Here is a 25,047-nt window from a genome sequence, read left to right as displayed (position 1 = left end):
TCCAGGCCGGGTGGGCGCTCCAGCTTGTCCTGGAGTGCCGCCAAGCCCTGGCTATCGAAAGACCGACACCATGAACAGCCCCCGCAGCGGCCTTCGTCGCCGAACCTGTGCCCTGTCCCTGCCGCTGCTTGCGCTCACGCCGCAGGCATGGGTACAGGCCTTCCCCACGAAAGCCATCCGGCTGGTTCTGCCGTTTGCTCCGGGCGGCAGCACGGACGTGATTGCCCGCCCGCTGGCCGACAGCCTCGCCCGGGAACTGGGGCAACCGGTGATCATCGACAACAGGCCCGGGGCCGGTTCCGTCATCGGCAACGACGCGGTCGCCAAGAGCCTGCCCGACGGCCATACGCTGCTGCTGACGACCAGCTCGTTCGCCATCGTGCCGGGCCTGCAGCCGAAGCTCCCGTACGCAGGCGCATCCGCCTTTGCCCCGGTGGTGCTGCTCGGACGCGCCCCCAACGTGGCGATCGTGCGCGCGGGCAGCCCGCTGAAGTCGGCTGCGGACCTGCTGGCGCAGGCGCGCGCCCATCCGGGCAAGCTCAGCTACGGCTCGTCCGGCAACGGCACCTCGACGCACCTGGCGGCCGAACTGCTCAAGAGCACGGCCAAGGTCTTCGTCACGCACATTCCCTATCGGGGTGCCGGTCCCGTGGTCACGGACGTGCTCGGCGGCCAGGTCGATGTCGGTTTTGCCACTTTGCCCAGCATCGCGCCGCTGCTGGCCACCGGCAAGCTGCGGGCGCTGGGGGTGACCAGCGGGACCCGGTCCCCGCTGCTGCCGGACGTGCCGACCTTCGCCGAGTCCGGCGCTCCGGGTTCGCAGTCCGACAACTGGTACGGCGTGTTTGCGCCGGCAGGCACGCCGGCGGCCGTCGTCTTCCAGCTCCACAGCGCGTTCAAGCGTGCATCGCAAACGGCTGAATTCCAACAGCGCGCCCGCAACGAGGGCCTGGTCCTGACCCTGGACAGCCCGCAGGAAACGGCGCGCTTCGTGCGTGCCGAGGAGGCCCGGTGGCGCAAGGTCATCAAGGACCAATCCATCACGATGCAATAAACGTCAGCCGCCACGACGCGCCGCAGACCGTCGCCACGTGGCCGCGCAGCGTCCGGCACGGCGAACACGACACGAACCGGAGACAACCCATGATGAACAGCATTGCAGCCCGCACCTGGCTGGCGGGAATCGCACTGTCCGCACTGGCATGCGCCGCACCCCAGGTCCTGGCTCAGGATTTTCCGACCAAGCCGATCCGGCTGGTCGTGCCGTTTCCCGCCGGGGGCGGCACCGACAACGTGGCGCGCGCGCTGGGCGAAGGGCTGGCCAAGGAACTGGGGCAGCCCATCGTCGTGGACAACAAGGCGGGCGCGGGCACGGTCATCGGCAACGACACCGTGGCCAAGAGCCTGCCTGATGGCCACACGCTGCTGCTCAACACCAGCGCGTTCTCCATCGTGCCGAGCCTGTTCCCGAAGCTGCCCTATGCCTCCGACAAGGCCTTCGCGCCCATCGTGCTGCTGGGCCGCGCGCCCAACGTGGCCGTCGTGCGCCCGGACAGCCCCTTGAAGTCAGCGGCCGATTTCCTGGCGCAGGCGCGCGCCCATCCGGGCAAGCTCAGCTACGGCTCCGCGGGCAACGGCACCTCGACGCACCTGGCCGCGGAACTGCTCAAGACGACCGCGAAGATCTACGTCACGCACGTGCCGTATAAGGGCGCCAGTCCTGTGGTGACCGACTTGCTCGGCGGGCAGATCGACTTGGCCTTCGCCACGCTGCCCAGCGTCATGCCCTTCATCGCCAGCGGCAAGCTGCGCGTGCTGGCAGTCACCGGCGCGGCACGCTCGCCGATGCTGCCCGAGGCGCCTACCTTCGCCGAGTCCGGCGTGCCGAACTACCAGGCCGACGTCTGGTACGGCGTCTTCGCGCCGGCCGGCACACCTGCGCCCATCGTCGATCAGCTCCACGGTGCCTTCAAGCGCGCTGCCCAGGCGGAAGGCTTTCGCAAGCGCGCGGCATCCGAGGGCATGCAGCTGACGCTGGACTCGCCCGCGCAGACGGCACGCATTGCCCGCGCCGAGGAGGAGAAGTGGCGCAAGGTGGTCAAGGACCAGGCGATCAAACCGGACTGATGCATGCCGACGATGTCCTTCGAGGGTGATCGCTCCACAGCCTTCATCACCGAGCTTGAGCGCGAGGCCCGGCGCCATGAAGTCCCCTTCGAGGGAGGGCGGGTTGTCTGGCGCTGCTTCGGTAAAGGCAAGCCCTTGGTGCTGCTGCACGGCGGCCATGGGTCATGGCTCCATTGGGCGCGCAACGTGCGGGCCTGGGCGGCGCACCGTGCGGTCTGGATACCGGACCTGCCCGGCTATGGCGATTCAGCCTTGCCATCCGAGCCCACGCTGAGATCGCTGATCGACGCGACGCACCAGACGCTCGGCGCGCTGCTGGGGTCGCACACGCCCATTGACCTGGTGGGATTTTCGTTCGGTGGCCTGGTGGCCGCGCATATGGCGCTGTGGCGCAGCGGCGTGTCCAGGCTGGCCCTGTTCGGCCCGGCCGGCCATGGAACCCTGCGCCGGCCACGCGGCGAGCAGCGCTCCTGGCGCCGAGCGTATGAACAGCGTGACATGGCGGCGCTGGCCGATCTGATGCGCCACAACCTTTGGGTGCACATGCTGCACCATCCCGCCAGCGCCGAAGGTCTGGCTTTGCGCATCCACACCAGCGCTTGCCTGAAGGCCCGGTTTCACAGCAAGCCGATATCGCGTGCAGGCGGGCTGCGTGACTGCCTGGCCCGTTTCCACGGGCCGGTGCTGCTGGCCTGGGGCGAACACGACGTCACGGCGGACCCGACCCATTTGGCACCCTTGCTCGCGGGCGGCCGCGACGACTGCAGCATCCGGGTCGTGCCCAACGCCGGCCACTGGGTGCAATTCGAAGCGGCCGATGCCGTCAACACGTTGCTGCTCCAATGGCTGGAAAAGACCAGCGACCCCCTGCAGCAGGAGATCTGAGATGTACGCCACCGAAATCTTTGCCAGGTATGCCGCCGAGTCTCGGCGGCAACCTTTGTCCGAGGAAGTCTTGCACCATGCCAAGCGTGCCGTGATCGACTGGTACGCCTCGCTGTTCCCAGGGCTGGACACCGATGCCGTGCGTCTGCTGGAGCAGACGCTGGGCGAGGACCTGGACCGCGGCCGCGCGCGGCTGGCCCAAGGGCGTGCAGCCACGGCCCGCGCCGCGGCGCTCGTCAATGGCACGGCTGCCCACGCCGCCGAGGTGGACGACAGCTTCCGGGATGCGATGTATCACCCGGGCGCCGCCACCATCGCCGCGGCGCTGGCCGCCGGCCAGGATGTGGGCGCCACGGGTGCGCAGTTCCTTCGCGCCGTGGTGCTGGGCTATGAGGTGTCCACCCGCATCGGCGTCGTGATGGGCCGGCCGCACTACAAGTTCTGGCACAACACCGGCACGATGGGCGCGTTCGGCGCCGCGGCGGCGGCCGGCAGCCTGCTGGGGCTGGACGAGACGAGCTTTGCGCACGCGCTGGCGCTGGCCGGTACGTTCAGCGCGGGCCTGCAACAGGCGTTCCGGCTGGAGACCATGGCCAAGCCGCTGCATGCCGGCCGGGCTGCCGAGGCCGGCGTGCTGGCCGCGCAGTTGGCTGGGCGCGGCATGCGTTGCTCGCTCGACGTGCTCGACGGCGAGCACGGGCTGGGCCAGGCGATGAGCACCGGGCCGGACTGGTCCCGGGTCGGCACCACGCTGGGGCAGGACTTCCACATCACCCGACTGACGTTCAAGAACCACATCGGCTGTGGTCACACCTTCCCGGCCATTGACGGCGCGCTGGAGCTGCAACGCCAACACGGCTTCGCGGCTGCCGACATCGAGCGGCTGCACTTGGGCGTCTACCAGCCGACGCTGGACATCGCCGGCCACGTCGACCCTCAGACTGCCAGCGAAGCCCGTTTCAGCCTGCACTACATGGTGGCCACCGCGCTGGTGCACGGCAGCGTGCGGCTGTCCGCGTTCGAGCCGGTTCGCCTGGACGACCCGGCCACCCGTACGCTCATGACCCGTATCACGGCCGCGCTGGACCCCGAGGTGGATGCCGGCTTCCCCGGCCGCCGCGCGGCGCGCGTCGAGGTCGAGCTGCGCGATGGCCGGCGCTTCACGCACCTGCAGCCGGACCGCAAGGGCGACCCGGAGCTGCCGCTGACCGATGCCGACCTTGAAGGCAAACTGCTGGAACTGGCCTCGCCCGTCATCGGCGAGGCCGAGGCGCGAGCCCTGCTGGGGCGCATCTGGAACCTGCACCAGAGTGCCTCCCTGACTTGAACGAAAGCGGCCATGGAGATTGCAGGATCTGAGCAGGATTCGTATCGCGCGCATCGGGTCCGTGCCGCTGAAAATCAAGCTTGAATACGCGGCGGTGGGGTCCACGCTGAAGCTTATCCACCGATGGATTGTTACGGCTGCATGCACCGGAGGCAGCGTGCCAGGCCTGGACCGGGCGCCGCTTCGGTGATTCGACTTTCCTATTGCTGTGTGAGCAAGACGGTCTTGGACAGCCTGCGCACGCCTTCCTACATTGCCTGAACCGCCTCACGCACGAGGCGCTACGCCACAGGCATTCAGGAGACAAGAGATGAAGTTGCTGTCCCGCGCGATTGCAGGCCTGGGCCTTGCGCTGCTGTCGGCTACTGGGCCGGCGCTGGCGCAGGGCTACCCGGCCAAGCCGATACGGATGATCGTGCCCTACACGCCGGGCGGCTCGATTGACACGGTCGGCCGCATCGTTGCCGATGAGATGCAGCGCATCCTGGGCCAGCCCATCGTCATCGACAACAAGCCCGGCGCCTCGGGAATGATCGGCTCGCAGGAGGCCGCGCGCGCTCCAGCCGATGGCTACACGCTGCTGTTCAACGCGTCGAGCCAGGTTTACATGCCGCTGGTCATCGGACGCAAGACCTACGATGCCGAAAAGGACTTCACGCCGGTTGCTCAGGTGGGCTATGTCCCGCTCGCCGTGGTGTTGAACCCGGCTGTGCCGGGCAAGACGCTGGCCGAGTTCGCGGCGAGCGCGCGCAGCCAGCCGGGCAAGTTGACCTGGGCCACCTCCGGCCTGGGCACGACCAGCCACCTCACCGAGGAGATGATCAACCGCCAGCTCAAGCTGGACATGGAGATCGTGCTCTACAAGGGCGCCGCGCCACAGTTGACCGACGTGGTCGGCGGCCACGTGTCCGCGGCCGTTTCGCCGCTGCCCGGTGTTTCCCCGTTCATCAAGGCCGGCAAGCTCAAGGCCGTTGCCGTGACGAGCGCGAAACGGCTGGCGAGCATGCCGGACGTTCCCACCGTCGCCGAGAGCGGCATGCCCGGTTTCGAGCTGCTGTCGTGGTATGGCCTGTGGGGACCGGCAAACATGTCCAAGGAGGTGGTTGCCAGGCTCAACGCCGCGGTGCACCAGGCGGTGAAGAATCCCACGGTACGTGCGCGCTTTGCCGAACTGTCCTTCGAGACCGCGGACAACACGCCCGCGCAGTTCGCGGGCCTGATCCAGGACGAGATCCGCCGCGTCGGCCAAGTCGTCAAGGCAGCCAACATTCGCATCGATCCTTGAGGAGGTTGCCATGCTCACTCAAGCACTGGCCGGCTGGATTGCCGGGCTGCGGTCCGAGCACATCCCTGCCGACGTGAAGCGCCAGGTCGCGCTGCTGTCTCTGGACACCTTTGGTTGCGCGCTCAGCGGTGCCGTGCAGCCTTGGTCTGTTGCGATCCGCGACTGGGCGCTCGACGGTGGCACGCCCCCGACCGGCGCGGCGCGCATCTGGGGTGAAGCTGCGCCACGGCTGCGGCCGGCAGATGCGGCCCTGGTCAATGGTGCGGCCACGCACGGTTTCGAGGTGGACGACTTCCACAACGCCAAGGTGCATCTTGGCGCCGTCGTGTTGCCGGCCGCTTTCGCAGTCGGCGAGGCAGTGGGCGCGGCACCCGCGGCGATAGAGGCAGCGATCGTAGCCGGCTACGAAGTCATCATCCGCAGCTCGCTGGCGCTGCGGCCGGCCCGCGCCCGCGAGCGTGGCTGGCACCTGACCTCGGTTTGCGGACCGCTCGGCGCGGCCACGGCCGCGGCCATGCTGCTGCGGCTGGATGCACAGCGCACCGCGTGGGCGTTGGGCCTGGCCGGCACACAGGCCTGCGGCCTGTATGCCTTCACGGCCGACGGCAGCGATTCCAAGCGGTTGCACCCGGGGCGTGCCGCGCAGGCCGGCGTGATGGCGGCGCAGCTGGCCGCGCGAGGACTCAGCGGGCCGACGCAGATCTACGAGGCGGCCGACGGCGGCCTGCTGTCCACGTTCACCGACCAGAGCGATCCTGCCCAGTTGCTTGATCGCCTGGGCGAGCACTGGCACGCACCGCACACCAACTTCAAGCCTCACGGCTGCTGCGGCAGCGCGCATGCGCATGTGGATGCCGCGCTCGCGCTGCGTCCACGCTGGCGACGCCGAGGGAGGGTGCGTGCCGGCATGGCCAGCATCGTGGACCAGCAATGCGGCTACCTGTACCGCCCCGGCACGGCGCTGAATGCGCAGATGAGCGGCCGCTACGCGATCGCCACCGCGCTGCTCAAGGGTGCGGTGCTGCCGGCGCAATTCGAAGCGCCGTGCCTGGCCGACCCGGAGGTCGTCGCGCTGGCGAATGCCATCGAGATCGTGCGCGACCCGGCGCTCGATGCCCTCTACCCGGCGCGCTTTTGCGGCTGGGTCGAGGCCGAGACCGTCGAGGGCCGACTCGAGCGGGTCGAGGTGCTGGACCCGTCCGGCAGCGCTTCGAACCCACAGCGCCCCCAGGCGATCCGATCCAAGTTCAGGACCCTCACGGAAGGGCTGCTCGACGCCTCGGCCGCTTCGCGCGTCCAGGCCGCCTTCGAAGGCCTGGACCGCACGCCTCTACGCGTCCTGCTGGACGCCGCCGTCGTGCATCGTGTCGCCTGAGCCGCCATGGCCCATCTCACGCAGCACCTCGTCCACCACGCGGCGCAGGGCTGGCGATGGGTTGGCGCCACGCCAGATCGCGTCGATTCGAAGCCGACCGGCCGTCGCCGGCAAGTGGTGAAAGGCCAACCCGGGGAGCCCGTCATCGGCATAGCCGCGCGGCACGATGGACACCCCCAGGCCTTGCCGCACCATGTGCAGCACGCTGGCCGGGTGGCGCGCGACGTGGGCGATGCGCGGGCTGAAGCCTTCGTGCTGGCACGAGGCGATCAGCGCGTCGAACAGCGCCGGCGCGTGCTCACGCGAGAACGCCACGACCGGTTCGGACTCGACGTCGCGAAGCTGCAATCCTGGCCGCCCAGCCAGCGGGTGGTCCGCGGGCAGCACCAGCGCGAAGCTGTCGTCAAGCACGTTCAGCCGCGCGAGCCCGCGCACGTCCGGCCGCGCGTGGATGAAGCCCAGGTCCAGCTTGTCGACGACGAGGCTGCGCACCTGCTCGTCGGTATTCATGTCCGACACCGCCAGCGTCACGCCTGGCAGCCGCTGGCTCAACTGCTCGCGCAGCCGCGGCAGCACGTGGAACAGCGCCGAGGTGGCCATGCCGACGCGCAGCACCGCCTGCTCGCCGTAGGCAGCCTGGCGCATGCGGTGCGCCACGGCCTGCGCGCGTTCGAGCAGATCGCGGCTCTCGCAAAGGAAAACGCGGCCCGCGTCAGTGAGCTTGACCTCACGCCGCGTGCGGTAAAGCAGTTCGACGCCCAGCTCTTCCTCCAGCGACTTGATCTGCTGCGACAGGGGAGGCTGGCTCATGTGCAGCCGCTCGGCGGCGCGGATGAAGCTCAACTCCTCGGCCACGGTCACGAAGTACTTGAGTTGTCGCAGGTCCATCAATCCTCCGTCATGCAGGCGCGGGCGGGTGCGCAGCGCCCTCTGTCGTCCTGCCCCTGCCCATTACCCTTCAACCAGGAACACCCATGACGACACCACACGCTTCCCATGCCGGTCCCACCGCGGCGCAACGCTGGCCTGCCGAAGAGCGTCGCGTACGCATGAGCGATGCAGTGGAGATCCTCGTCTACGTGCAGGGCCGTGGCCCGGTGATCGTGTTGTTGCCCTCGCTCGGCCGTGGCGCGACCGATATGGAAGAGCTGGCGCTGCCGCTGTGCGAAGCAGGCTACCGGGTGCTGCGCCCCGAGCCACGCGGCCATGGCGGCAGCACCGGCCCGCTGGAGGGCAAGACGCTGCATGACTGGGCTGGCGACATCGCCGCCGTGATCCACAGCGAAACCGACGTGCCGGTGTGGGTGGTCGGCCATGCCCACGGCAACTGGATTGCGCGGACCCTGGCGAGCGACCATCCGGCGCGGGTACGCGGGCTGATCCTGCTTGCCGGCTCGGCGGGCAAGGTGCCCGTGGGCATGCAGGCCCAGCCAATTCCTCCCGAGGTGCGAGCCATGATCGAGCGCTGCGCCGAGCCTGGCCTGCCCGATCGTGACCGGCTGGAAGCGCTGCAGCGCGTGTTCTTCGCGCCGGGCAACGACGCCAGGCCTTGGCTGACCGGCTGGGACCGCCACCTGATGGCCATGCAGACCGCAGCGCAGAAGCGCACGCCGGTTGACGAATTTTTCGCGGGTGGCGACGCACCGATCCTGAATGTTCAAGCGTCGCACGACGTGGTCGCACCGCCGGCCTACGCAAACGTGCTGCGCGAATACCTGGGCGAGCGCGTCACCAACGTGACGATCAACGGTGCCGGCCACGCGCTGCTGCCCGAGCGGCTGGATGAGGTCGTTGCCGCGGTGCTGGGCTGGATTCGAACGCACGAGACCGCCGAGACGTGCTGATTGCCACCAAAACTCTACGAGCCAGGAAAAAGAGCGCAGCATGTCCGCGACCCCCATGCGACAGAGAGCCGGTGACGGCACAGGTCATGATGCAGGGGGCGTGGTCATGGTGAGGCCTCTTCCGCTGAAAGGTCCGTGGGCAAGGAAAGGTCTGGGAAAGCGCGCGGCTTGCGTCAAGCCACGCGCTGGTACATCGTTCGCTGCGTGTTCCTGAACGAGGGCCTCACGCGCGAGCTCCAGGGCGTGCCGCGTACCGCGAGCCAGGCCGGGCTGTTGAAGGCCGCCCGATCGGCCAGGTCGTAGCAGGCGTGGTAGCGCGGGCCCGTGCCCTCGACCCTGACGTAGCGCGCCGCCTGTACCGTGCCGGGCACGGCAGCGAGCCCGGGCAGGTGCTCCTGCTCGTACCAGGCGTTGAAGTCGGCTTCGTGCTGCGGCAGCACATCCGTCGCGACGATGTAGTGCCACGGTGCGTCGGCACCTGCCGAAGCGCCGGGCACGACGAGCGAAGGTTTCAACCGCACCAGTGGCACGTCCACGGCCAATGCGGCAGGGCGGTCGTCCTGCATCCAGTAAGCGCAGCCCTCGGAGCCGTCCTCCGAGCGGTAGACGCGTGCGCCTGAAAGCTCACAAGTCCCCGACAGCTGCTGCGATGTGTCCCAGGAGAAGCGGGCGAACCACATGGCCGGCCTCAGTGGATCTTCGGCGTTGTGCCGCGAGGGCAGCGGCCGGGCACGGAGCGAGTCGTCATCACTCCACCTTGATCTTCTTGTCCTGGATGAGCTTGCCCCACTTGTCGGTGTCGCGCTTGAGCAGCGCTGCAAGTTCCGCCGGGGTGGACGGCGCGGGCTCCGCGCCAACGTCCATCAGCTTTGCCTTCACGCTGGGCTGGGACAGTGCTCGGCGCACGGCGTCGTTGAGTGCGGTGACCGTGGCTGCAGGCGTTTTGGCGGGTGCAAACAGCGCGTACCAGTTGTTGGTGTCGACATTGGCAATGCCCTGCTCGGCCAGCGTCTTCACCTCGGTCAGCGCCGGATGGCGCTTGGTCGAGGCGATTCCGACCGGCTTGAGCTTGCCGCTGCGCACGAACGTGATCAGCCCCGGGATGTCGCCGAAGAAGGCTGATACCTGGCCGCCCATCACGTCGGTGATGGCCGGTGCTGCGCCCTTGTACGGCACGTGCAGCAGGTCCACCTTGGTGGAGTCCTTGAGCTGTTCCATGGCCAGGTGCGGGATGCTGCCGATACCCGACGAGGCCAGCGTGACCGGGTTCTTGGACTTCTTGGCGTTGGCCATGAACTCTGCAGCATCCTTGGCCGGATCGGCCGGGCTCACCACCAGCAGCTCGACGTTGTTGACGATGACCGAGACAGGCGTGAAGTCGCGTATCGTGTCGTAGGGCAGCTTCTCATAAAGCGAGGCATTGATGGCGGCGGCACCCACGCTCGTGATCCACAGCGTGCTGCCATCGGCCTTGGACCGCATCACCTCGCCAGCGCCGATCGCGCCATTGGCACCGGCCTTGTTGTCCACGATCACCGTCTGGCCAAGCTCCTTGCCCAACTGCTCAGCCAGGACACGCGCGACGAAATCCACCGGTCCTCCTGGCGGGAAGGACACGACAATGCGGGTGCTCTTGGCCTGCGCATGAGCTGCAAGGGGCAGCGCGGCACAGAGAGTGGCTGCGAGCAACGTGCGTCGGATCATGGGGCTGTCTCCAGGGTCTTGTTCGATGCCCTGTGCTGCACCGCTGCGCGGCGCCGCGAGGCATCCCGTTCGTCATGGCGCTGATTCTGGACAGCCCGTCACCATGAGAACAGGACGATGCATCGATAGCAGTTATGCGTGCAGGCTATGGCCTATCGCGCTTTGCCGGCTTGCTCGCATGTCCCAACCAAGGCCTGCGCACGGCTCGCTCCGGTTTCGGGTCAGGCAGCCGAAATCCCTTCTTGCAGACGCTTCGCGAGGGCCAGCAACGGCTCGTGCAGCCGATCCACCACGGCCTGAGGTGTCTCTTCGCCGGTAACGCTCATGTTGAGCACGTGCACGGGATGCTTGCCCAGCACGACAGGGGTGGCCAAGGCCACGACCTGTGGCTGCCACGAGGCCCAGCAGTAACCTGCGTTTTTCACGCTGGCTACGGCCTGGGTGATCTCGCGTGACAGGCCACTCCATTCGCCGCGACGTCGGGCCTTGAAGTGCGCGAGCAGCCGCTTGCGCACCGGTTCGTCCGCCGCTGCAAGCCAGGCATGGCCCAACGAGGTGAGTTCCATCGGCACGCGCTGCCCGGCCACCACGTTTCGCCAGGCCACGCGGCGGCTGTAGCGCACGGACTCCAGGTAGACCATCTCATCGCGGTCTGCCACCGCCAGTCCGACGTTGATTTTGAGTTTCTCTGCCTCGGTGCGCATGAGCGGGCCCGCCACGGCCAGCACGGGCGATCCGGTGCGCATGGCATGCGCCAGGCTCAGGACCGGCGCGGCCAGCCGATAGGCCCGACGGCTTCTGTCGCGCTCCAGCATCCCGCAGTCCATGAGGGTCTGCGTCAGCCGGCTCACCGTTGCGCGCGAGAGCCCCGTGCGCTCGGCGAGCTCGCCGTTGCCCAGCAGGTCCGCCCCGGGCCGAAAGGCACGAAGGATCTCCACACCCCGCTCCAGCGAGCGATTGCGCTCAGCGCTGGAGGGCTTTTCATCGGCCGTTGCCTGGGGCTTTTCCATGGCGTCCTTCTCTCTGAGCTGACAGGCAATTTCCACCTGCCGGAAAGTCGGTGGTGCAAATGCCGAGTGTGCCACCTAACCTTCACGGCATCGATGGGAGCCATGCAGTTTGCTTTCCACCGTATCCAACAAGGCCGACGCCGACGTCGGCGCGTTTTTCAGGAGACACCGTCCATGCAGATGACCTTGCGTTCCGGCCTCGCACGGCTGGGTGCTTTTGTGGCAACCGTGGCCCTGGCCACGAGTACGGCGCTCGCAGCCTATCCCGACAAGCCGATCCGCCTTGTGGTGCCGTTTGCGCCAGGCGGCGGCACCGATCTGATTGCCCGCACGTTAGGCCAGGGCATGGCCAAGGAACTGGGCCAGCCCGTCGTGGTGGACAACAAGCCCGGCGCCGGCACGATCATCGGCACCGATGCGGTGGCCAAGAGCGCGGCCGACGGCTACACGCTCGTGCTGGCCACGATCGCGCATGCGGTGAACCCCAGCCTGCAGCCCAAGCTGCCCTATGCATGGGACAAGGGCTTCGCGCCGGTGATGCTCATCGGCCGCGGCCCCAACGTGCTGGTGGTGCGGGCTGAGAGCCCTTACAAGAGCGTCAAGGATGTGATTGCCGCGGCCAAGGCGGCGCCGGGCAAACTGACCTACGCCAGCCAAGGCAACGGCACCTCGGCCCACCTGGCCGGCGAGTTGTTCACGAACCTGGCCAAGGTCCAGATGACCCATGTGCCCTACCGCGGCGCCGGCCCGGCCATCACGGACCTGCTCGGCGGCCAGGTAGACATGATCTTCGGCACCGCCGCTGCGGTGTCCACCTTCGTTGACAGCGGCAAGCTGCGCGCGCTGGCCGTGACGACCCCTGAGCGCTCCCCGGCACTCAAGGACGTGCCCAGCGTCGCCGAGACCGTGCCGGGCTACGTGGTGGAGAGCTGGTACGGCGTCTATGCCCCCGCCGGCACCCCGGCCGACGTGATTGCCAGGCTCAATGCCGCGGCGAAGAAGGCCGCGCGCACGCCTGAATTCGCCAAGAAGGTCGAGCAGGAAGGTCTCGTCATCAGCGCCGGCACGCCGGCCGAGCTCGACGCCTACGTGCATGCCGAGGAGGCCCGCTGGCGCAAGCTGGTCAAGGACAACAACATCAAGTCGGAGTAAGCCCGAAGCCAGCCTTCCCCTCACCGAACTTACGCATTTCCATCATGACCAACGAACTCATCGACCTGCAGGTCCACGCCGGCATCGCCACGCTGACCCTCAACCGCCCCGACAAGCGCAACGCCATGAGCGACGCCATGCGCAGCCAGTTCATCGAGGCGCTGGAGCACGTGGCCGCCGACAAGGCGATCCGCGCCCTGGTGCTCACCGGCGCCGGCAAGGGCTTCTGTGCCGGCGGCGACATCGCCGGCATGGAGCGGCGCATGAGCGCCCCGGCCGGCGAAATCGCCTTCAACGGCTGGCACCGCCAGCAGCGCGTGCACCACACCCAGGCGCTGCTGCACACCATGCCCAAGCCGGTGATTGCCGCGGTCAACGGCGCCGCGTCGGGGCTGGGTGCCGACACGGCGCTGGCCTGCGATTTCATCATCGCCAGCGAGTGGGCCAGCTTCACCTGGTCCTACATCCACCGCGGCATCGTGCCGGACGGCGGCGGCATGTACTTCCTGCCACGCCGCGTGGGCCTGCCCAAGGCCAAGGAGCTGATCTTCACCGGCCGCAAGGTCGATACCGACGAGGCGCTGGCGCTGGGCATCGTGGACCGCAAGGTCAGCGCCGAAACGCTCGTGGCCGATGCGCAGGCCTGGGCCGCCGAGCTGAGCCAGGGCTCGGCCACTGCGCTGGCGCTGGGCAAGACCATCCTCAACCAGAGCTTCGAGCTCAGCGCGCAGCAGGTCTTCGCCCAGGGCAGCCAGGCCCAGGGCATCTGCTACACGAGCACCGAGCACCGCGAATCCGTCATGGCGTTCCTCGCCAAATCCGCCGCCAAGTGAACTGCCCGCCGAGTACCGACATGAACGCCATCTCCCGACTCCTGAAGCCCCGCAGCGTCGCCGTCATCGGCGCCTCGGCCGACGCCACCAAGACCGCCGGCCGCCCGGTGTCGTATCTGGTCAAGCATGGCTTCCAGGGCGACATCTATCCCGTGAACCCCAAGGCCGAGCGTATCGGCGAGCTGCGCTGCTACCCCGACATCGCCTCGCTGCCGGCGGTGCCCGACGTGGGCATCGTGTTGCTGGGTGCGGAGCGCGCGCATCTGGCCGTGCGCGAGCTGGCCCAGCGCGGCTGCGCCGCCGCCATCGTGCTGGCCAGCGGCTACACCGAGACCGGCGAGGAAGGCGCGCGGCGCCAGCGCCAGCTCATCGACGCCGCCGGCTCCATGCGGCTGCTGGGTCCCAACACCATCGGCCTGGTGAACCTCACCGACAACATCGTGCTGTCGGCCACCGGTGCGCTGGAGATGGAGCACTTCCCGGTGGGCGCCATCGGCGTGGTGTCGCAAAGCGGCGGCATCCTGGGCGCGCTGCTGTCGCGCGCCGCGGCGCGGGGCATCGGACTGTCCAAGCTCATCTCCACCAGCAACGAGGTGGACCTGGAGCTGGCCGACTTCATCGACCACCTGGTGGACGACGAGGCCACCAAGGTGATCGCGCTCTACGTCGAGACGGTGCGCAATCCCGAGAAATTCCGCGCCGCGGCGCTGCGGGCCGCGCGGGCCGGCAAACCCATCGTCGCCTTCAAGATCGGCCGTTCCGAGGCCGGCGCGCAGGCCGCCGTGTCGCACACCGGCGCGCTGGCCGGCGCCGACCGCATGTACGACGCGCTGTTCCGGCAGACCGGCGTCATCCGCGCCCAAACCTTCAGCGACCTGCTCGACATCCCGGCTGCGCTCTCCACCGGCCGCGTGCTGCGCAACAAGCGCGTGGCGATCCTGACCTCCACCGGGGGGGCCGGCACGCTGGTGTCGGACAGCCTGGGCGTGTCGGGCTTCGAGACGCCGGCGCCGGACGCCGAGACGGCCGCCGCGCTGCGCGCGCTGCAGACGGGCGACCACGCCGCGCTGGACCGCAACCCCATCGACGTGACGCTGGCCGGACTGCGGCCCGACCTGCTGCGCGGCGCGATCAAGGCGGTGCTGGCCAGCCCCAGCTACGACGCGCTGGTGGTGATCGTGGGCTCTTCCAGTCTGGCGATGCCGGAGCTCATGGCCGGCGCCATCCAGGACTGCCTGCCGCTGTCGGACAAGCCCGTGCTGGCCTACGTCAGCCCGCATGCGCCCGAGGTGGGCGCGCTGCTGACCCGTCGCGGCGTGCCGGCCTTCGCCGCAGCCGAGAGCTGCACGGCCGCCCTGGCCGGAATGCTGCAGGCCATCCAGTGGAAAGCGCCCGTGGCCGAGGCGCCGCAGGCGGCCGCCGTGCCGGCGGACGACTTCCCTGCCGGCTCGCTGGACGAGGCGCAGGCCAAGCAACTTTTCGCGCGCTTTGGCGTGCCCTGCGCCCGCGAGGTCGTCGTCCAGACGGCTGCCGAGGCCGAGCAGGCCGCGCGCGAGCTGGGCGGCCGGGTCGTGCTGAAGATCCTGTCGGGCGAGATCACCCACAAGAGCGACGTGGGCGGCGTGGCCGTGGGCCTGACCGCCGAGCAGATCGGCGTGCGGCTGACCGAGATGGCCGCGCAAGTGGAAGCCCGCGCCGGCGTGCGGCCGCAGCGCTTCCTGGTGCAGGAGATGGTTGCGGGTGGCACAGAGCTGATCCTGGGCCTGCACCGCGACGCGCTGGGCACGGCCGTGCTGCTGGGCATGGGCGGCGTCACGGCTGAGCTGTTCAAGGACACCACGATGCGGCTGCTGCCGCCCGGCGGGCCGCTCAGCCGCGAGGAAGCGCTGTCCATGGCGCGCGAGCTCAAGACCTGGCCGCTGCTCGACGGCTTCCGTGGCCGGCCCAAGGCTGACGTGGACGCGTTGGTGGATGCCATCGTCGCCTTCTCCGCCATGGCGGCCCAGCTTGGCGACCGGCTGTCCGAGGCGGAGATCAACCCGGTGTTCGTGCTGCCTCAGGGCCAGGGCGTGCGCGCCGCTGACGGCGTGGCCGTGCTCGCGCGCTGAACGAAGCGGTCCGCACCGCTCGGACCGTCACCACAAGGCCCTGGCGCCTGGCGCCGGGGCCAAAGTTGCGGCGCGCGCCCTCGGCACGCGCCGCCATGAATCAACACGCCCAAGGCCCTGGGGGCCGGGTATTGACATCACCGGAGCAGCGACATGAGCGCCCGTGTACACCTGGAACGCGACGGCGACGTGGCCGTCGTCGTGATCGACAACCCGCCCGTGAATGCCGGCTCGGCCCAAGTGCGCCGCGGCCTGCTGGAAGTTTTGGAGACGGTGGCCAGCGACGGAGGCATCCACGCCGCCGTGCTCATCGGCGCAGGAAATTGCTTCATCGCCGGCTCCGACCTGCGCGAGTTCGGCCAACCGCTGCAGGAGCCGCAGTTGCCGGCGGTGATTGCGGCCATCGAGGCCTGCGACAAGCCCGTGGTGGCGGCGCTGCATGGCGCCGCGCTGGGCGGCGGCTTCGAGCTGGCGCTGGGTTGCGATGCCCGCGTGGCTGCTGCCGGCACCGTGGTCGGCCTGCCCGAGGTCACGCTGGGCATCATCCCGGGTGCGGGTGGCACGCAGCGGCTGCCGCGCCTGGTGGGCGTGCCCAAGGCCATCGAGTTGACTTGCAGCGGCGCCCGCGTGCCCAGCGGCCAGGCCCTGGCGCTGGGGCTCATCGACTGCGAGGCGCAAGGCGATCTGCGCGCGGCTGCCGTGGCCCATGCCCGCGGCCTCGTCGGCAACAAGGCCCGCGTGCGTGACCGCGTCGTGCCGGCGGCAGACGCCCAGGCGGTGGAGCAGGCTGCGGCGGCAGCGCTCAAGGCCGGCAAGGCACGCCCGGCGGTGCACGCGGCCATCGAGGCCGTGATGTCCGCGGCGCAAGTTCCCATTGAGGAGGGCCTGGCGAGCGAGCGTTCCGCGTTCCAGGCGCTGCGCGTCTCGCGCGAAGCGCGCGCGCTGCGCCACCAGTTCTTCGCCGAGCGCGACAGCGCACGGCTGCCTGAGCTCGAAGGCGTGGCACCGCGCCCGGTGCAGCACGTCGCCGTCATCGGCGCGGGCACCATGGGAACAGGCATCGCCATCGCCGCGTTGGATGCCGGCTTCGATGTCGCGCTGCTGGAGCAGGACGAGGCCGCGCTGCGGCGCGGCACCGAGCGCATCTGCGAGCACTACGCGAGCCGCGTGCAGGCGGGCAAGCTCAAGGCATCGACGGCGGCGCAGTGCGAGGCACGGTTGCAGCCCACCATCGACTGGTCGGTGCTGGGCTCCAGCGACCTGGTGATCGAGGCGGTGTTCGAAGACCTGGACGTCAAGCGGCAGGTGTTCGCGCGCATCGACGCCCTGGCCCGGCCCGGGGCGGTGCTGGCCTCCAACACCTCGTACCTGGACCTGGACGCCATCGCCGGCGCCACGCGGCGCCCGCAGGACGTGATCGGGCTGCACTTTTTCAGCCCCGCCCACGTGATGCGGCTGTTGGAGGTGGTGCGCGGCGCGGCCACCGCGGCCGACGCGCTGGCCACCGGGCTGGTGGTCGCCAAGCGGCTACGCAAGCTGCCAGTGGTCACGGGCAATGCCTTCGGTTTCATCGGCAACCGCATCTACGCGGCCTACCGCCGTCAGTGCGAATTCATGATCGAGGAGGGCGCCTGGCCCGCGCAGGTGGACGCTGCGCTGGAGGCTTTCGGCTTTGCCATGGGGCCCTTCGCGGTGGCGGACCTCTCAGGGCTGGACATCGCCTGGCGCATGCGCCAGGCGCAGGCCGCCACGCGCGCCCCGGCTGCGCGCTACGTGCACATCCCGGACCGGTTGTGCGAGGCCGGCCGCCTGGGGCGCAAGACCGGGGCGGGCTACTACGTCCACGAAAGCGGCAGCCGCGGCCGCAAGAGCGATCCGGCGGTGCACACGCTCATCGAGCGGGCCCGTGCGGACAAGGGCCTGGTGCCGCGCACGCTGAGCGACGACGAAATCCAGCGCCGTGCGCTGCTGGCCATGGTCAACGAGGCGGCGCGGCTGCTTGCCGAGGGCGTGGCCCGCCGCGCCAGCGACGTGGACGTGGTCCTGGTCAACGGCTTCGGCTTCCCGCGCTGGGAAGGCGGCCCAGTGTTCTGGGCACGCGAGCGCGGCGCCGAGGCGCTCGCCCAGGACATGGACTGGCTCGCCGATCTCAGCGGCCCCGGCTTCGTGCGCGGCGACCTGCGCCACGTGCTGCAGCAGCTCGCGTGACGCCCGGCTTTCACCAGACCTATCGGAGACTCCCATGACCCGACACGCCTTCATCTGCGACGCGCTGCGCACGCCTTTCGGCCGCTACGGCGGCAGCCTCTCGTCCGTGCGCGCCGATGACCTCGGCGCCGTGGCGCTCAAGGCCCTGGCCGAGCGCCACCCGAACCTGGATTGGGAAGCCTTTGGCGACGTGATCTACGGTTGCGCCAACCAGGCCGGCGAGGACAACCGCAACGTCGCGCGCATGTCGCTGCTGCTCGCCGGCTTGCCCATGAGCCTGCCCGGCTCCACCGTCAATCGGCTGTGCGGCTCGGGCATGGATGCCATTGGCACTGCCGCACGCGCCATCAAGGCCGGCGAAACCGAATTGATGGTGGCCGGCGGCGTGGAAAGCATGAGCCGCGCTCCTTTCGTCATGCCCAAGGCGACCGCTGCTTTCAGCCGTCAGAACTCGGTGGAAGACACCACCATCGGCTGGCGCTTCGTCAACCCGGCGATGAAGGCAGCCTACGGCGTGGATTCCATGCCTGCGACGGCGGAGAACGTCGCCACCGAGTTCGGCATCAGCCGCGAGGACCAGGACAAGTTCGCCCTGGCCTCGCAGCGCAAAACCGTGGCGGCGCAGAAGGCCGGCCTGCTGGCCGCCGAAATCACGCCGGTGACGATCGTGCAGAAGAAGGGCGATGCCCTGGTGGTGAGCCAGGACGAGCACCCGCGCGAAACGTCGTTGGAGGCGCTGGCCCGGCTCAAGGGGGTGGTGCGCCCGGACGGCACTGTCACAGCCGGCAATGCCTCGGGCGTCAACGACGGCGCCTGCGCGCTGATCCTGGCCGGCGAAGCCGCCGCAGTGCGGCAGGGCCTGACGCCGCGCGCCCGTGTGGTGGGCATGGCTACCGCAGGCGTGGCGCCGCGGATCATGGGCATCGGCCCGGCACCGGCGACGCGCAAGGTGCTGGCGCTCACAGGCCTGAGCCTGGAGCAGATGGACGTGATCGAGCTCAACGAGGCCTTCGCGGCGCAGGGCCTGGCCGTGCTGCGAGAGCTGGGCCTGCGCGACGACGACCCGCGCGTGAACCCGTGGGGTGGCGCCATCGCGCTGGGCCACCCGCTGGGCGCCAGCGGCGCACGGCTGGTGGCCACGGCCGTGAACCAGTTGCACCACACAGGCGGACGCTACGCGCTGTGCACGATGTGCATCGGCGTGGGCCAGGGCATCGCCATCGTGCTCGAAAGGGTTTGACCCCTCGGCTGCCTACGGCAGCCTCGCGAGCCGAGTTCCTCTTGTGCGGGCCTCTGCACCCGCTGCAGACGTCCGTCGCCTGCCTGGAAGCACTTCGCGTGCTGCCAGTGTCCCCAGCGCCGTACCGCCAAGGTGCGATGCGCCATCCCCAACCTCATGACGAGGAGACACCCATGATGAAAAAAATCGCCATCGCGGTGGCCGCCCTGCCCGCGGCCTTCGCCGCGCAGGCCCAATCCGGCGTAACCCTCTACGGCCTGGTCGACGCCGGCGTGGAAGTCGTCAACCACGCCAGCGCCACGGGAGGTTCCGTCACGCGGCTGACCTCCGGTGGCATGAACACGTCACGCTGGGGCGTTCGCGGCAGCGAGGACCTGGGCGGTGGCCTCAAGGCCGTGTTCCAGCTCGAATCCGGCATCTTCATCGACAACGGCAGCGTGGATACGCCCAGCAGCGTTCCGAACGGGTTGTTCCGCCGACAGGCCAACGTTGGCCTGGAGGGTGCCTTCGGCCGGATCATCGCCGGCCGCTCGTACACCACGGCCTACGACTTCATCCTGCCGTTCGACCCCATGGGCTATTCGCCGGCCTACTCCTGGGCCACGGCCAGCAACGGCACCACGGCCGCCGCCTCCAGTGCGTATGGCATGACCACCGCTTTCGACAACATCCTGAAGTACACCGGCACGTTCGGCGGCTTCAAGGTCGGTGCCTCCTATGGATTTGGCGAAGTGGCGGGCGCCAGCGGTGCCGGGCGGCGTTACGCGCTCGCCGTAGGCTATGGCGCCGGGCCCTTCACCGTCGCGCTTACGGGCGAGCGCATCAACGGCACGCAGAATCCGACGCCTCGCGACGAGACCACGGCGTACCACGCGGGCCTGGGCTGGCAGCTCAACAAGGACGTGGCTCTCAAGGCCGGTGCCCGCTACTACAAGATGGAGCGGGCCAGCGGTGCTGCAGAACTGCGCGCCAACACCTACTGGGTGGGCGCGAACTGGCAGGCGACCCCGGCGCTGGGGTTGTCCGCGGCGCTGTACTACCTGGACCAGCGCAACCTCGCCACCGAAGCTGATCCCAAGATGCTGGTGCTGCGCGCCCGCTATGCGCTGTCCAAGCGCACCGACTTGTATGCCACCGCGGGCCATGCCCGCGCCAAGAACGGCCAATCGGTGGCGCTGACCCGCGATGTCAGCCCGCAGGGCGTCACGGGTTTCCGTGACACGCAGACCGGTGTGATCGTGGGTGTGCAGCACCGGTTCTGAGTAACCGACTTACGAGTCAAGTGCCGTGAAGTGAGCCGTTCCAGGGTGTACCGGTTCTGGCCATGGCGCTGAGCATGGTCAGCATGCTTGCGCATGCAAGCCGCCAGCGCCACCTTGGGCAGCTTGCCCGCGGCACGCAGCCGCTCGTGGAACGCCTTGAGCGGCGGGTTGCGCACGACGGCAGTGAGCATGGCCTGCCGAGCACGCGGCGCACGTCAAAGCGCCCGCCCTGTACACGGCGTCGTCCGTTGCTGTAGCCCGAGTCACAGGCCACGGGAGCCACGCCCACGAGGGCGGCGATCTCACGCCTGGTCAGCCGCCCGATCTCAGGCAACTCGGCAATGAGCGTGGCGCTGGCCACGGGGCCAATGCCGCGTGCGGACTGCAACAGTGCATTGTGCAAACGCTGATGCTGCCCTTGCGGGGCTCGCCGCTTTGGCAAACTGCTGCTACGTCTGTAGCAGCTGCCCGGCAGTCCGGCCGCACCTCCACATGAAAAACATCCAGCACGGTGACTCTCCTACGGGGCTACATCACGGGCCCCTGGCCGGCGTAGCGCTTTGCGCAGAGGATTTCAATGCCGTGTTCGCCGCCATGCCGGGGGTCTGGCTGCTGCTGGCCGCCGACGCTCCGCGCTTCACGATGCTGGCAGCCAGCGACGAGCGCCTCGCAGCAACCCTGACGACCCGGGAAGCCACTTTGGGCCGGCCACTGTTCGAGGTGTTCCCGGATTCCAACCCGGACAACCCCGAGCCCTCCGGTGTCGGCAACCTGCGCATGTCGCTGGAGACTGTGCTGCGTACCCGGGCGCCGCACCGCATGGCCATTCAGCGCTACGACTTGCGCCGCTCTGATGGCACCTGGGAGGAGCGCCACTGGGCACTGCTCAACGTGCCGGTGCCGGGCGCCGACGGTGAAGTGCGCTTCCTGCTTCACCATGTCCAAGACGTCACGCACGAGGTCATGGGGCACCTGGCACTTATAAAAGCCGAGCAACGCGCGGCGCGTCTGCTGGAGCAGATGACGGACGCGCACTTCGTGCTCGACCCGGAGTTTCGCTTCGTCTCGATGAACCCGGCCGCCGAGCGCCTGGTCAGCAAGTCAAGGCGAGAAGTGCTCGGGCGCACCCATTGGGACGTGTTCCCGGCTTCCGTGGATCTGGACGCGGGCCACGCGTATCGGCGCGTGGTGACCGAAGGCGTGGAGCAGCACCTGCATCAGCACTACGTCGGCGAAGGCTATGACGTGCACCTCGAAATCGATGCCTATCCGACCGAGGAGGGCGGTGTCGCGATCTTTGCGCGTGACGTCACCGAGCGGGTGCGGGAGGCCGATACGCGCCGCAAGGCCCAGGCGCAGCGCTTCATAGCCCAGTTGGAAGACGCGCTGCGCCCGCATGGCGAGGCCAGCGCCATCCAGGCTGAAGTGGCGCGTCTGCTCGGCGTGCACTTGGGTGCCAGCCAGATCGTGTACAGCGAGGTGCCGGACGCCACCGTCCAGGATTTTGGTTCGTACGTAGCACAGCAGCTCGCGGCAAGGCAAACGGTCGTGGTCGCCGACGTGCAGGAAGCGGCGCAGCGCCAAGGGCTGGACCATCTCATTGAGGTGGCAGCGGGCATTCGTGCCTGCCTGATCGTGCCGATCGTGAAAGACGGATGCCTCGCGGCCTGTCTGGCAGTCAGCCAGAGCGTGCCGCGGCACTGGACCGCCGACGAGATCGCACTGGTGGAAGACGTGGCCGAACGCGCCTGGGCCGCCGTGCAGCGCGCACGCGCCGAAGAGGCCCTGCGCCTGAGCGAGGAGCGCTATCGCACGCTGTTCGAGCGCATGAACGAAGGTTTCTGCACTGTCGAAGTGATATTTGACGCTGCAGGCCGCCCGGTGGACTTCCGGCTCGAATCCGTGAATCCGGCTTTCAGCCAGCAGACGGGCTTGCTCGATGCCGTGGGGCGACGCATGCGCGAACTCGCACCGCAGCACGAGGCGCACTGGTTCGAAACCTTCGGACATGTTGCCATCACGGGCGAGCCCGTCCACTTCGAAGGTGCGGCCAAAGCGCTGCAGCGGAGTTTCGAGGTGCACGCTTTTAAGGTCGGCCAGCCTGGAGAACGGCGGGTGGCCATCCTCTTCAGGGATATCACGCAGCGCAAGCAGGCGGAAGGCGAACTCCAGGCGCTCAACGCCGCCTTGGAGCAGCGCGTGTTGAATCGCACCGCCGAGCTGGTCACGGCGCGCGATGCTGCCCAGTCCGCCAACCAAGCCAAGAGCGCGTTTCTGGCCACGATGAGCCACGAGCTACGCACGCCGCTCAACGCCGTCATCGGGTTGAGTCACCTACTGCAGCAGATGGCACTGCCCCCACGGGCACAAGGCTTCGTCGGCCACGTCGCCCAGGCCGGTGAGCAGCTGTTGGCCCTGGTGAACGACGTGCTCGACCTCTCACGCATTGAAGCCGGGGAGATGCGGCTGGAGCGTGTCGCCTTTGATCTGGCATCCGTACTCGACGCCGTGCGTGCCATTGTGGAGCCACAGGCCTTGGCCAAGGGGCTGATGCTGGAGTTCGATGCCGGAGCGGACCTGGCAAAAATGCTCACCGGTGATCCGCTGCGCCTGAAGCAGGTGCTATTGAATCTGCTGGGCAATGCCGTCAAGTTCACGCTGACCGGCAGCATCAAGCTGCACGTTCAACAAAAAGCTCATGGGGTTGGAGAGGTGCTGCTTCGATTCGACGTCAGCGATACGGGCATAGGCATCGCGCAGCAGGCGCAGGCACGGATTTTCGAAGCCTTCACGCAGGCCGACTCCTCCACCACGCGGCGCTTCGGTGGCACGGGACTGGGCCTTTCCATCGTGCGGCATTTGGTGGACATGATGGGCGGCGAGCTAGCGGTGCAAAGCCAGCCGGGGCAAGGCAGCACCTTCAGCGTCGAGCTGCCGTTTCGCTTGGCGTGATCGACCGGGAACAGACTGGATTCTCCTAAAAGGAGGGCGAGGGCAAAGACTTTCTCAGTGCCGACACCGGCTGCTTCGCGCCGCTTACCGGCTAAACCGATACGCGCAGAATGCTGCCGTTGTCCTCGTCCGTCAGCAGCAGCAGGCTACCGTCAGGTGCCTGTCGAACGTGGCGGAAACGCCTGCCCAATTCGGCGAACATAGGCGTGCGGGACACCACGGCACGGCCTTCAATGCCCACCAGCCACAGTTCCTTGCCACCCAGTCCGGCAAGGATCAGGTGGTCGCGCCACTCGGGGAACATGCGCCCATCGCAGAAGGCCATGCCGCTGGGCGCGATGCGCACCCGGCCCCAATGCGTCACAGGCTGATCCAGGCCAGGCGCGGACGTGCTCCCGCCCACCACCGTACAGGTATCTACCGGCGTCCCATATTCACAACCATAGGAAATCTTGGGCCAGCCGTAGTTGTGTCCTGGCTCGATGACATTGAGCTCATCGCCGCCTTGCGGGCCATGCTCACTGCTCCAGATGTCGCCCGTGACCGGGTGCATCGCCAGGCCTTGAGGATTGCGGTGGCCCAGCGTCCACAGCTCGGGCTGTGCGACCTCATGGCCTATGAACGGATTGTCCTGCGGCACGCTTCCGTCCCGGTTGATGCGCACGATCTTTCCAAGATGACTGCGCAGCCATTGCGCCTGTCGCCTCAGCAGCTCGTTGCGCCCCTCGCCCACAGTGATGAAGAGCTTGTCGTCTCCCGCCAAGAGCAGGCGGGAGCCATAGTGGAACGTGCTCAAGCTCAAGGGGTACTTCGGAAAGGCGCGGAAGATGACCGTGAAATCATGCAGCTCGGTGCCAACAAGACGCGCCCGGGCGACCGCGGCCCCGGCACGGTCGGATTGCTCGTCCGTACCCAGCTCCGCGTAGCTGAGATAGACCCAGATGTCACCGCCTTCACTGTGGTCCACCGCGACGTCCAGCAACCCGCCGTGGCCGGCAGTCTGGAGCCGCCCAATAGGGAAACCAGTAACCGTGCTGATCTTGCCGCCGTCCGCGCTTACAAGGCTCAAGCGACCGACGCGCTCCGTCACGAGCATGCTGTTGTCGGCCAGGAAGGCCAAGCCCCACGGGTGATCGAGGCCGCTGCGCACCGTGCTCACGGTCGGCAGCAGGCCGCCCAAGGCCTTCACGCCCTCCAGGGCGCTTTCCGTGCGCGCCGCACTGCTGCCCCCGCCACAACCGGGCAGTAACGCGGCGACCCCGGCAGCGCTTGCAGCACCAGCCATACGGCGAAGTAACTCGCGTCGAGAATATCCGCTCAAGGTTGTTGCCAAAGCGGTATTTGGGCCCATGCGCATACATCTGTCCCTATGAAGTCGAAGGAAAGAGAACTTGGGAATTGTTTGGGAAGGCTCACCAAGCAGAAGAATCTCACACCAAGGTGCGCACTTTTGAATCGATTTGCATCTGATGCAGGGGCTCGTAGTTTTACGAAATGTACGGATCGGGCGCTCTTTGCAAGCTCCACGTGGTGATGAGAACTGGCCTGCAAACATGTATACGGCTCGCTTGATGGGCAAGCCCTGTAGTCACGCCTGCGGCCTCGATGAGAACTCGCACAGCCACTTGCTCTGCGCGTCCGCCACGGATGTTCACGACAGCGGTCGATTGATGCACGAGCAACTGCCCTAGCCCATGCACTGCGCCCACTGAACCGAACGAGTGTGGCTCATAGG

The 25,047-nt window shown here is 68.2% G+C and carries 19 protein-coding genes and 1 pseudogene; 14 read left to right on the top strand and 6 right to left on the bottom strand.

What is annotated here, in order from left to right; all coding sequences use genetic code 11:
- Nucleotides 1–70: 70 nt before the first annotated feature.
- The 6 genes from ALA01S_RS20645 to ALA01S_RS20620 all read left to right on the top strand — a co-directional run bounded on the left by ALA01S_RS20645 (nt 71) and on the right by ALA01S_RS20620 (nt 6,999).
- Entirely contained in the window at nt 71–1,054 is a 984-nt protein-coding gene (locus ALA01S_RS20645) for a tripartite tricarboxylate transporter substrate binding protein (RefSeq protein WP_066340386.1), read from the top strand.
- An 89-nt stretch (nt 1,055–1,143) separates the two neighbouring features.
- Complete coding sequence (locus ALA01S_RS20640; protein ID WP_066340384.1) at nt 1,144–2,127, top strand: Bug family tripartite tricarboxylate transporter substrate binding protein; 984 nt, start codon at nt 1,144–1,146, stop codon at nt 2,125–2,127.
- A gap of 3 nt (nt 2,128–2,130) precedes the next feature.
- On the top strand, nt 2,131–3,012 hold the full coding sequence (locus ALA01S_RS20635; RefSeq protein WP_066340382.1) for an alpha/beta fold hydrolase: 882 nt from the start codon (nt 2,131–2,133) through the stop codon (nt 3,010–3,012).
- 1 nt (nt 3,013) lies between these two features.
- Nucleotides 3,014–4,339 carry an MmgE/PrpD family protein gene (locus ALA01S_RS20630; RefSeq protein WP_066340381.1) on the top strand — a complete coding sequence of 442 codons (1,326 nt, stop codon included), beginning with the start codon at nt 3,014–3,016 and terminating at the stop codon, nt 4,337–4,339.
- Nucleotides 4,340–4,649: 310 nt separating this feature from the next.
- Entirely contained in the window at nt 4,650–5,624 is a 975-nt protein-coding gene (locus ALA01S_RS20625; protein WP_066340379.1) for a Bug family tripartite tricarboxylate transporter substrate binding protein, read from the top strand.
- 10 nt (nt 5,625–5,634) lie between these two features.
- A complete protein-coding gene (locus ALA01S_RS20620) occupies nt 5,635–6,999 on the top strand; it encodes an MmgE/PrpD family protein (RefSeq protein ID WP_066340377.1) in 1,365 nt (454 codons plus the stop codon).
- Here the strand turns inward: ALA01S_RS20620 and ALA01S_RS20615 are convergent.
- Entirely contained in the window at nt 6,955–7,887 is a 933-nt protein-coding gene (locus tag ALA01S_RS20615; protein ID WP_066340375.1) for a LysR substrate-binding domain-containing protein, read from the bottom strand. The two genes, ALA01S_RS20620 and ALA01S_RS20615, sit on opposite strands and share 45 nt — an antisense overlap.
- 86 nt (nt 7,888–7,973) lie before the next feature.
- Here ALA01S_RS20615 and ALA01S_RS20610 point away from each other — a divergent pair, with 86 nt between their 5' ends.
- A complete protein-coding gene (locus tag ALA01S_RS20610) occupies nt 7,974–8,843 on the top strand; it encodes an alpha/beta fold hydrolase (RefSeq protein ID WP_066340373.1) in 870 nt (289 codons plus the stop codon).
- Nucleotides 8,844–9,016: 173 nt separating this feature from the next.
- Here the strand turns inward: ALA01S_RS20610 and ALA01S_RS20605 are convergent, their stop codons facing one another.
- The 3 genes from ALA01S_RS20605 to ALA01S_RS20595 form a co-directional block, all read right to left on the bottom strand.
- Nucleotides 9,017–9,523 carry a hypothetical protein gene (locus ALA01S_RS20605; protein ID WP_373863006.1) on the bottom strand — a complete coding sequence of 169 codons (507 nt, stop codon included), beginning with the start codon at nt 9,521–9,523 and terminating at the stop codon, nt 9,017–9,019.
- 67 nt (nt 9,524–9,590) lie between these two features.
- Complete coding sequence (locus ALA01S_RS20600) at nt 9,591–10,547, bottom strand: Bug family tripartite tricarboxylate transporter substrate binding protein (RefSeq protein ID WP_066340371.1); 957 nt, start codon at nt 10,545–10,547, stop codon at nt 9,591–9,593.
- A 221-nt stretch (nt 10,548–10,768) separates the two neighbouring features.
- Nucleotides 10,769–11,557: an IclR family transcriptional regulator gene (locus tag ALA01S_RS20595; protein WP_066340366.1), complete on the bottom strand. Its 789-nt coding sequence runs from the start codon at nt 11,555–11,557 to the stop codon at nt 10,769–10,771.
- Between the two features lie 174 nt (nt 11,558–11,731).
- Between ALA01S_RS20595 and ALA01S_RS20590 the strand changes: the two genes are divergently transcribed.
- The 6 genes from ALA01S_RS20590 to ALA01S_RS20565 all read left to right on the top strand — a co-directional run bounded on the left by ALA01S_RS20590 (nt 11,732) and on the right by ALA01S_RS20565 (nt 20,360).
- Complete coding sequence (locus ALA01S_RS20590) at nt 11,732–12,709, top strand: tripartite tricarboxylate transporter substrate binding protein (protein ID WP_157119148.1); 978 nt, start codon at nt 11,732–11,734, stop codon at nt 12,707–12,709.
- Between the two features lie 44 nt (nt 12,710–12,753).
- Nucleotides 12,754–13,542: an enoyl-CoA hydratase/isomerase family protein gene (locus tag ALA01S_RS20585; protein ID WP_066340362.1), complete on the top strand. Its 789-nt coding sequence runs from the start codon at nt 12,754–12,756 to the stop codon at nt 13,540–13,542.
- A gap of 20 nt (nt 13,543–13,562) precedes the next feature.
- Nucleotides 13,563–15,650, top strand: a complete 2,088-nt coding sequence (locus tag ALA01S_RS20580; RefSeq protein ID WP_066340359.1) for an acetate--CoA ligase family protein — start codon at nt 13,563–13,565, stop codon at nt 15,648–15,650.
- Between the two features lie 153 nt (nt 15,651–15,803).
- Nucleotides 15,804–17,858, top strand: coding sequence for a 3-hydroxyacyl-CoA dehydrogenase NAD-binding domain-containing protein (locus ALA01S_RS20575; RefSeq protein ID WP_066340353.1), 2,055 nt, complete (start codon nt 15,804–15,806; stop codon nt 17,856–17,858).
- Nucleotides 17,859–17,892: 34 nt separating this feature from the next.
- The gene (pcaF, locus tag ALA01S_RS20570; RefSeq protein ID WP_066340352.1) at nt 17,893–19,098 is read left to right on the top strand and encodes a 3-oxoadipyl-CoA thiolase; all 1,206 of its coding nucleotides are present in this window, start codon (nt 17,893–17,895) and stop codon (nt 19,096–19,098) included.
- A 176-nt stretch (nt 19,099–19,274) separates the two neighbouring features.
- Nucleotides 19,275–20,360, top strand: coding sequence for a porin (locus tag ALA01S_RS20565; protein ID WP_066340407.1), 1,086 nt, complete (start codon nt 19,275–19,277; stop codon nt 20,358–20,360).
- A gap of 16 nt (nt 20,361–20,376) precedes the next feature.
- Here the strand turns inward: ALA01S_RS20565 and ALA01S_RS32075 are convergent.
- Nucleotides 20,377–20,772, bottom strand: a pseudogene (locus tag ALA01S_RS32075) (transposase); the annotation flags it as partial.
- A gap of 80 nt (nt 20,773–20,852) precedes the next feature.
- Between ALA01S_RS32075 and ALA01S_RS20560 the strand changes: the two are divergent.
- Nucleotides 20,853–23,312 (top strand): PAS domain-containing protein, encoded by a 2,460-nt coding sequence (locus ALA01S_RS20560; protein WP_084267773.1) that lies wholly within the window; start codon nt 20,853–20,855, stop codon nt 23,310–23,312.
- Between the two features lie 91 nt (nt 23,313–23,403).
- Here the strand turns inward: ALA01S_RS20560 and ALA01S_RS20555 are convergent, their stop codons facing one another.
- Nucleotides 23,404–24,501, bottom strand: coding sequence for a PQQ-dependent sugar dehydrogenase (locus ALA01S_RS20555; protein ID WP_169805969.1), 1,098 nt, complete (start codon nt 24,499–24,501; stop codon nt 23,404–23,406).
- Between the last annotated feature and the right edge of the window lie 546 nt (nt 24,502–25,047).

The sequence above is a fragment of the Azohydromonas lata NBRC 102462 genome, from assembly GCF_001571085.1.
GTDB classification, from domain to species: Bacteria; Pseudomonadota; Gammaproteobacteria; order Burkholderiales; family Burkholderiaceae_C; genus Azohydromonas; species Azohydromonas lata.
Note: the sequence above shows the minus strand (reverse complement) of the source record. Positions and strands in the feature narration are given on the sequence as shown.

What these genes read in the sequence shown, in the direction of transcription:
- ALA01S_RS20645 (WP_066340386.1), top strand. Translation starts at nt 71, where the DNA reads ATGAACAGCCCCCGCAGCGGCCTTCGTCGCCGAACCTGTGCCCTGTCC.
- ALA01S_RS20640 (WP_066340384.1), top strand. Translation starts at nt 1,144, where the DNA reads ATGATGAACAGCATTGCAGCCCGCACCTGGCTGGCGGGAATCGCACTG.
- ALA01S_RS20635 (WP_066340382.1), top strand. Translation starts at nt 2,131, where the DNA reads ATGCCGACGATGTCCTTCGAGGGTGATCGCTCCACAGCCTTCATCACC.
- ALA01S_RS20630 (WP_066340381.1), top strand. Translation starts at nt 3,014, where the DNA reads ATGTACGCCACCGAAATCTTTGCCAGGTATGCCGCCGAGTCTCGGCGG.
- ALA01S_RS20625 (WP_066340379.1), top strand. Translation starts at nt 4,650, where the DNA reads ATGAAGTTGCTGTCCCGCGCGATTGCAGGCCTGGGCCTTGCGCTGCTG.
- ALA01S_RS20620 (WP_066340377.1), top strand. Translation starts at nt 5,635, where the DNA reads ATGCTCACTCAAGCACTGGCCGGCTGGATTGCCGGGCTGCGGTCCGAG.
- ALA01S_RS20615 (WP_066340375.1), bottom strand. Translation starts at nt 7,887, where the DNA reads ATGGACCTGCGACAACTCAAGTACTTCGTGACCGTGGCCGAGGAGTTG.
- ALA01S_RS20610 (WP_066340373.1), top strand. Translation starts at nt 7,974, where the DNA reads ATGACGACACCACACGCTTCCCATGCCGGTCCCACCGCGGCGCAACGC.
- ALA01S_RS20605 (WP_373863006.1), bottom strand. Translation starts at nt 9,523, where the DNA reads ATGTGGTTCGCCCGCTTCTCCTGGGACACATCGCAGCAGCTGTCGGGG.
- ALA01S_RS20600 (WP_066340371.1), bottom strand. Translation starts at nt 10,547, where the DNA reads ATGATCCGACGCACGTTGCTCGCAGCCACTCTCTGTGCCGCGCTGCCC.
- ALA01S_RS20595 (WP_066340366.1), bottom strand. Translation starts at nt 11,557, where the DNA reads ATGGAAAAGCCCCAGGCAACGGCCGATGAAAAGCCCTCCAGCGCTGAG.
- ALA01S_RS20590 (WP_157119148.1), top strand. Translation starts at nt 11,732, where the DNA reads ATGCAGATGACCTTGCGTTCCGGCCTCGCACGGCTGGGTGCTTTTGTG.
- ALA01S_RS20585 (WP_066340362.1), top strand. Translation starts at nt 12,754, where the DNA reads ATGACCAACGAACTCATCGACCTGCAGGTCCACGCCGGCATCGCCACG.
- ALA01S_RS20580 (WP_066340359.1), top strand. Translation starts at nt 13,563, where the DNA reads ATGAACGCCATCTCCCGACTCCTGAAGCCCCGCAGCGTCGCCGTCATC.
- ALA01S_RS20575 (WP_066340353.1), top strand. Translation starts at nt 15,804, where the DNA reads ATGAGCGCCCGTGTACACCTGGAACGCGACGGCGACGTGGCCGTCGTC.
- pcaF (WP_066340352.1), top strand. Translation starts at nt 17,893, where the DNA reads ATGACCCGACACGCCTTCATCTGCGACGCGCTGCGCACGCCTTTCGGC.
- ALA01S_RS20565 (WP_066340407.1), top strand. Translation starts at nt 19,275, where the DNA reads ATGAAAAAAATCGCCATCGCGGTGGCCGCCCTGCCCGCGGCCTTCGCC.
- ALA01S_RS20560 (WP_084267773.1), top strand. Translation starts at nt 20,853, where the DNA reads ATGAAAAACATCCAGCACGGTGACTCTCCTACGGGGCTACATCACGGG.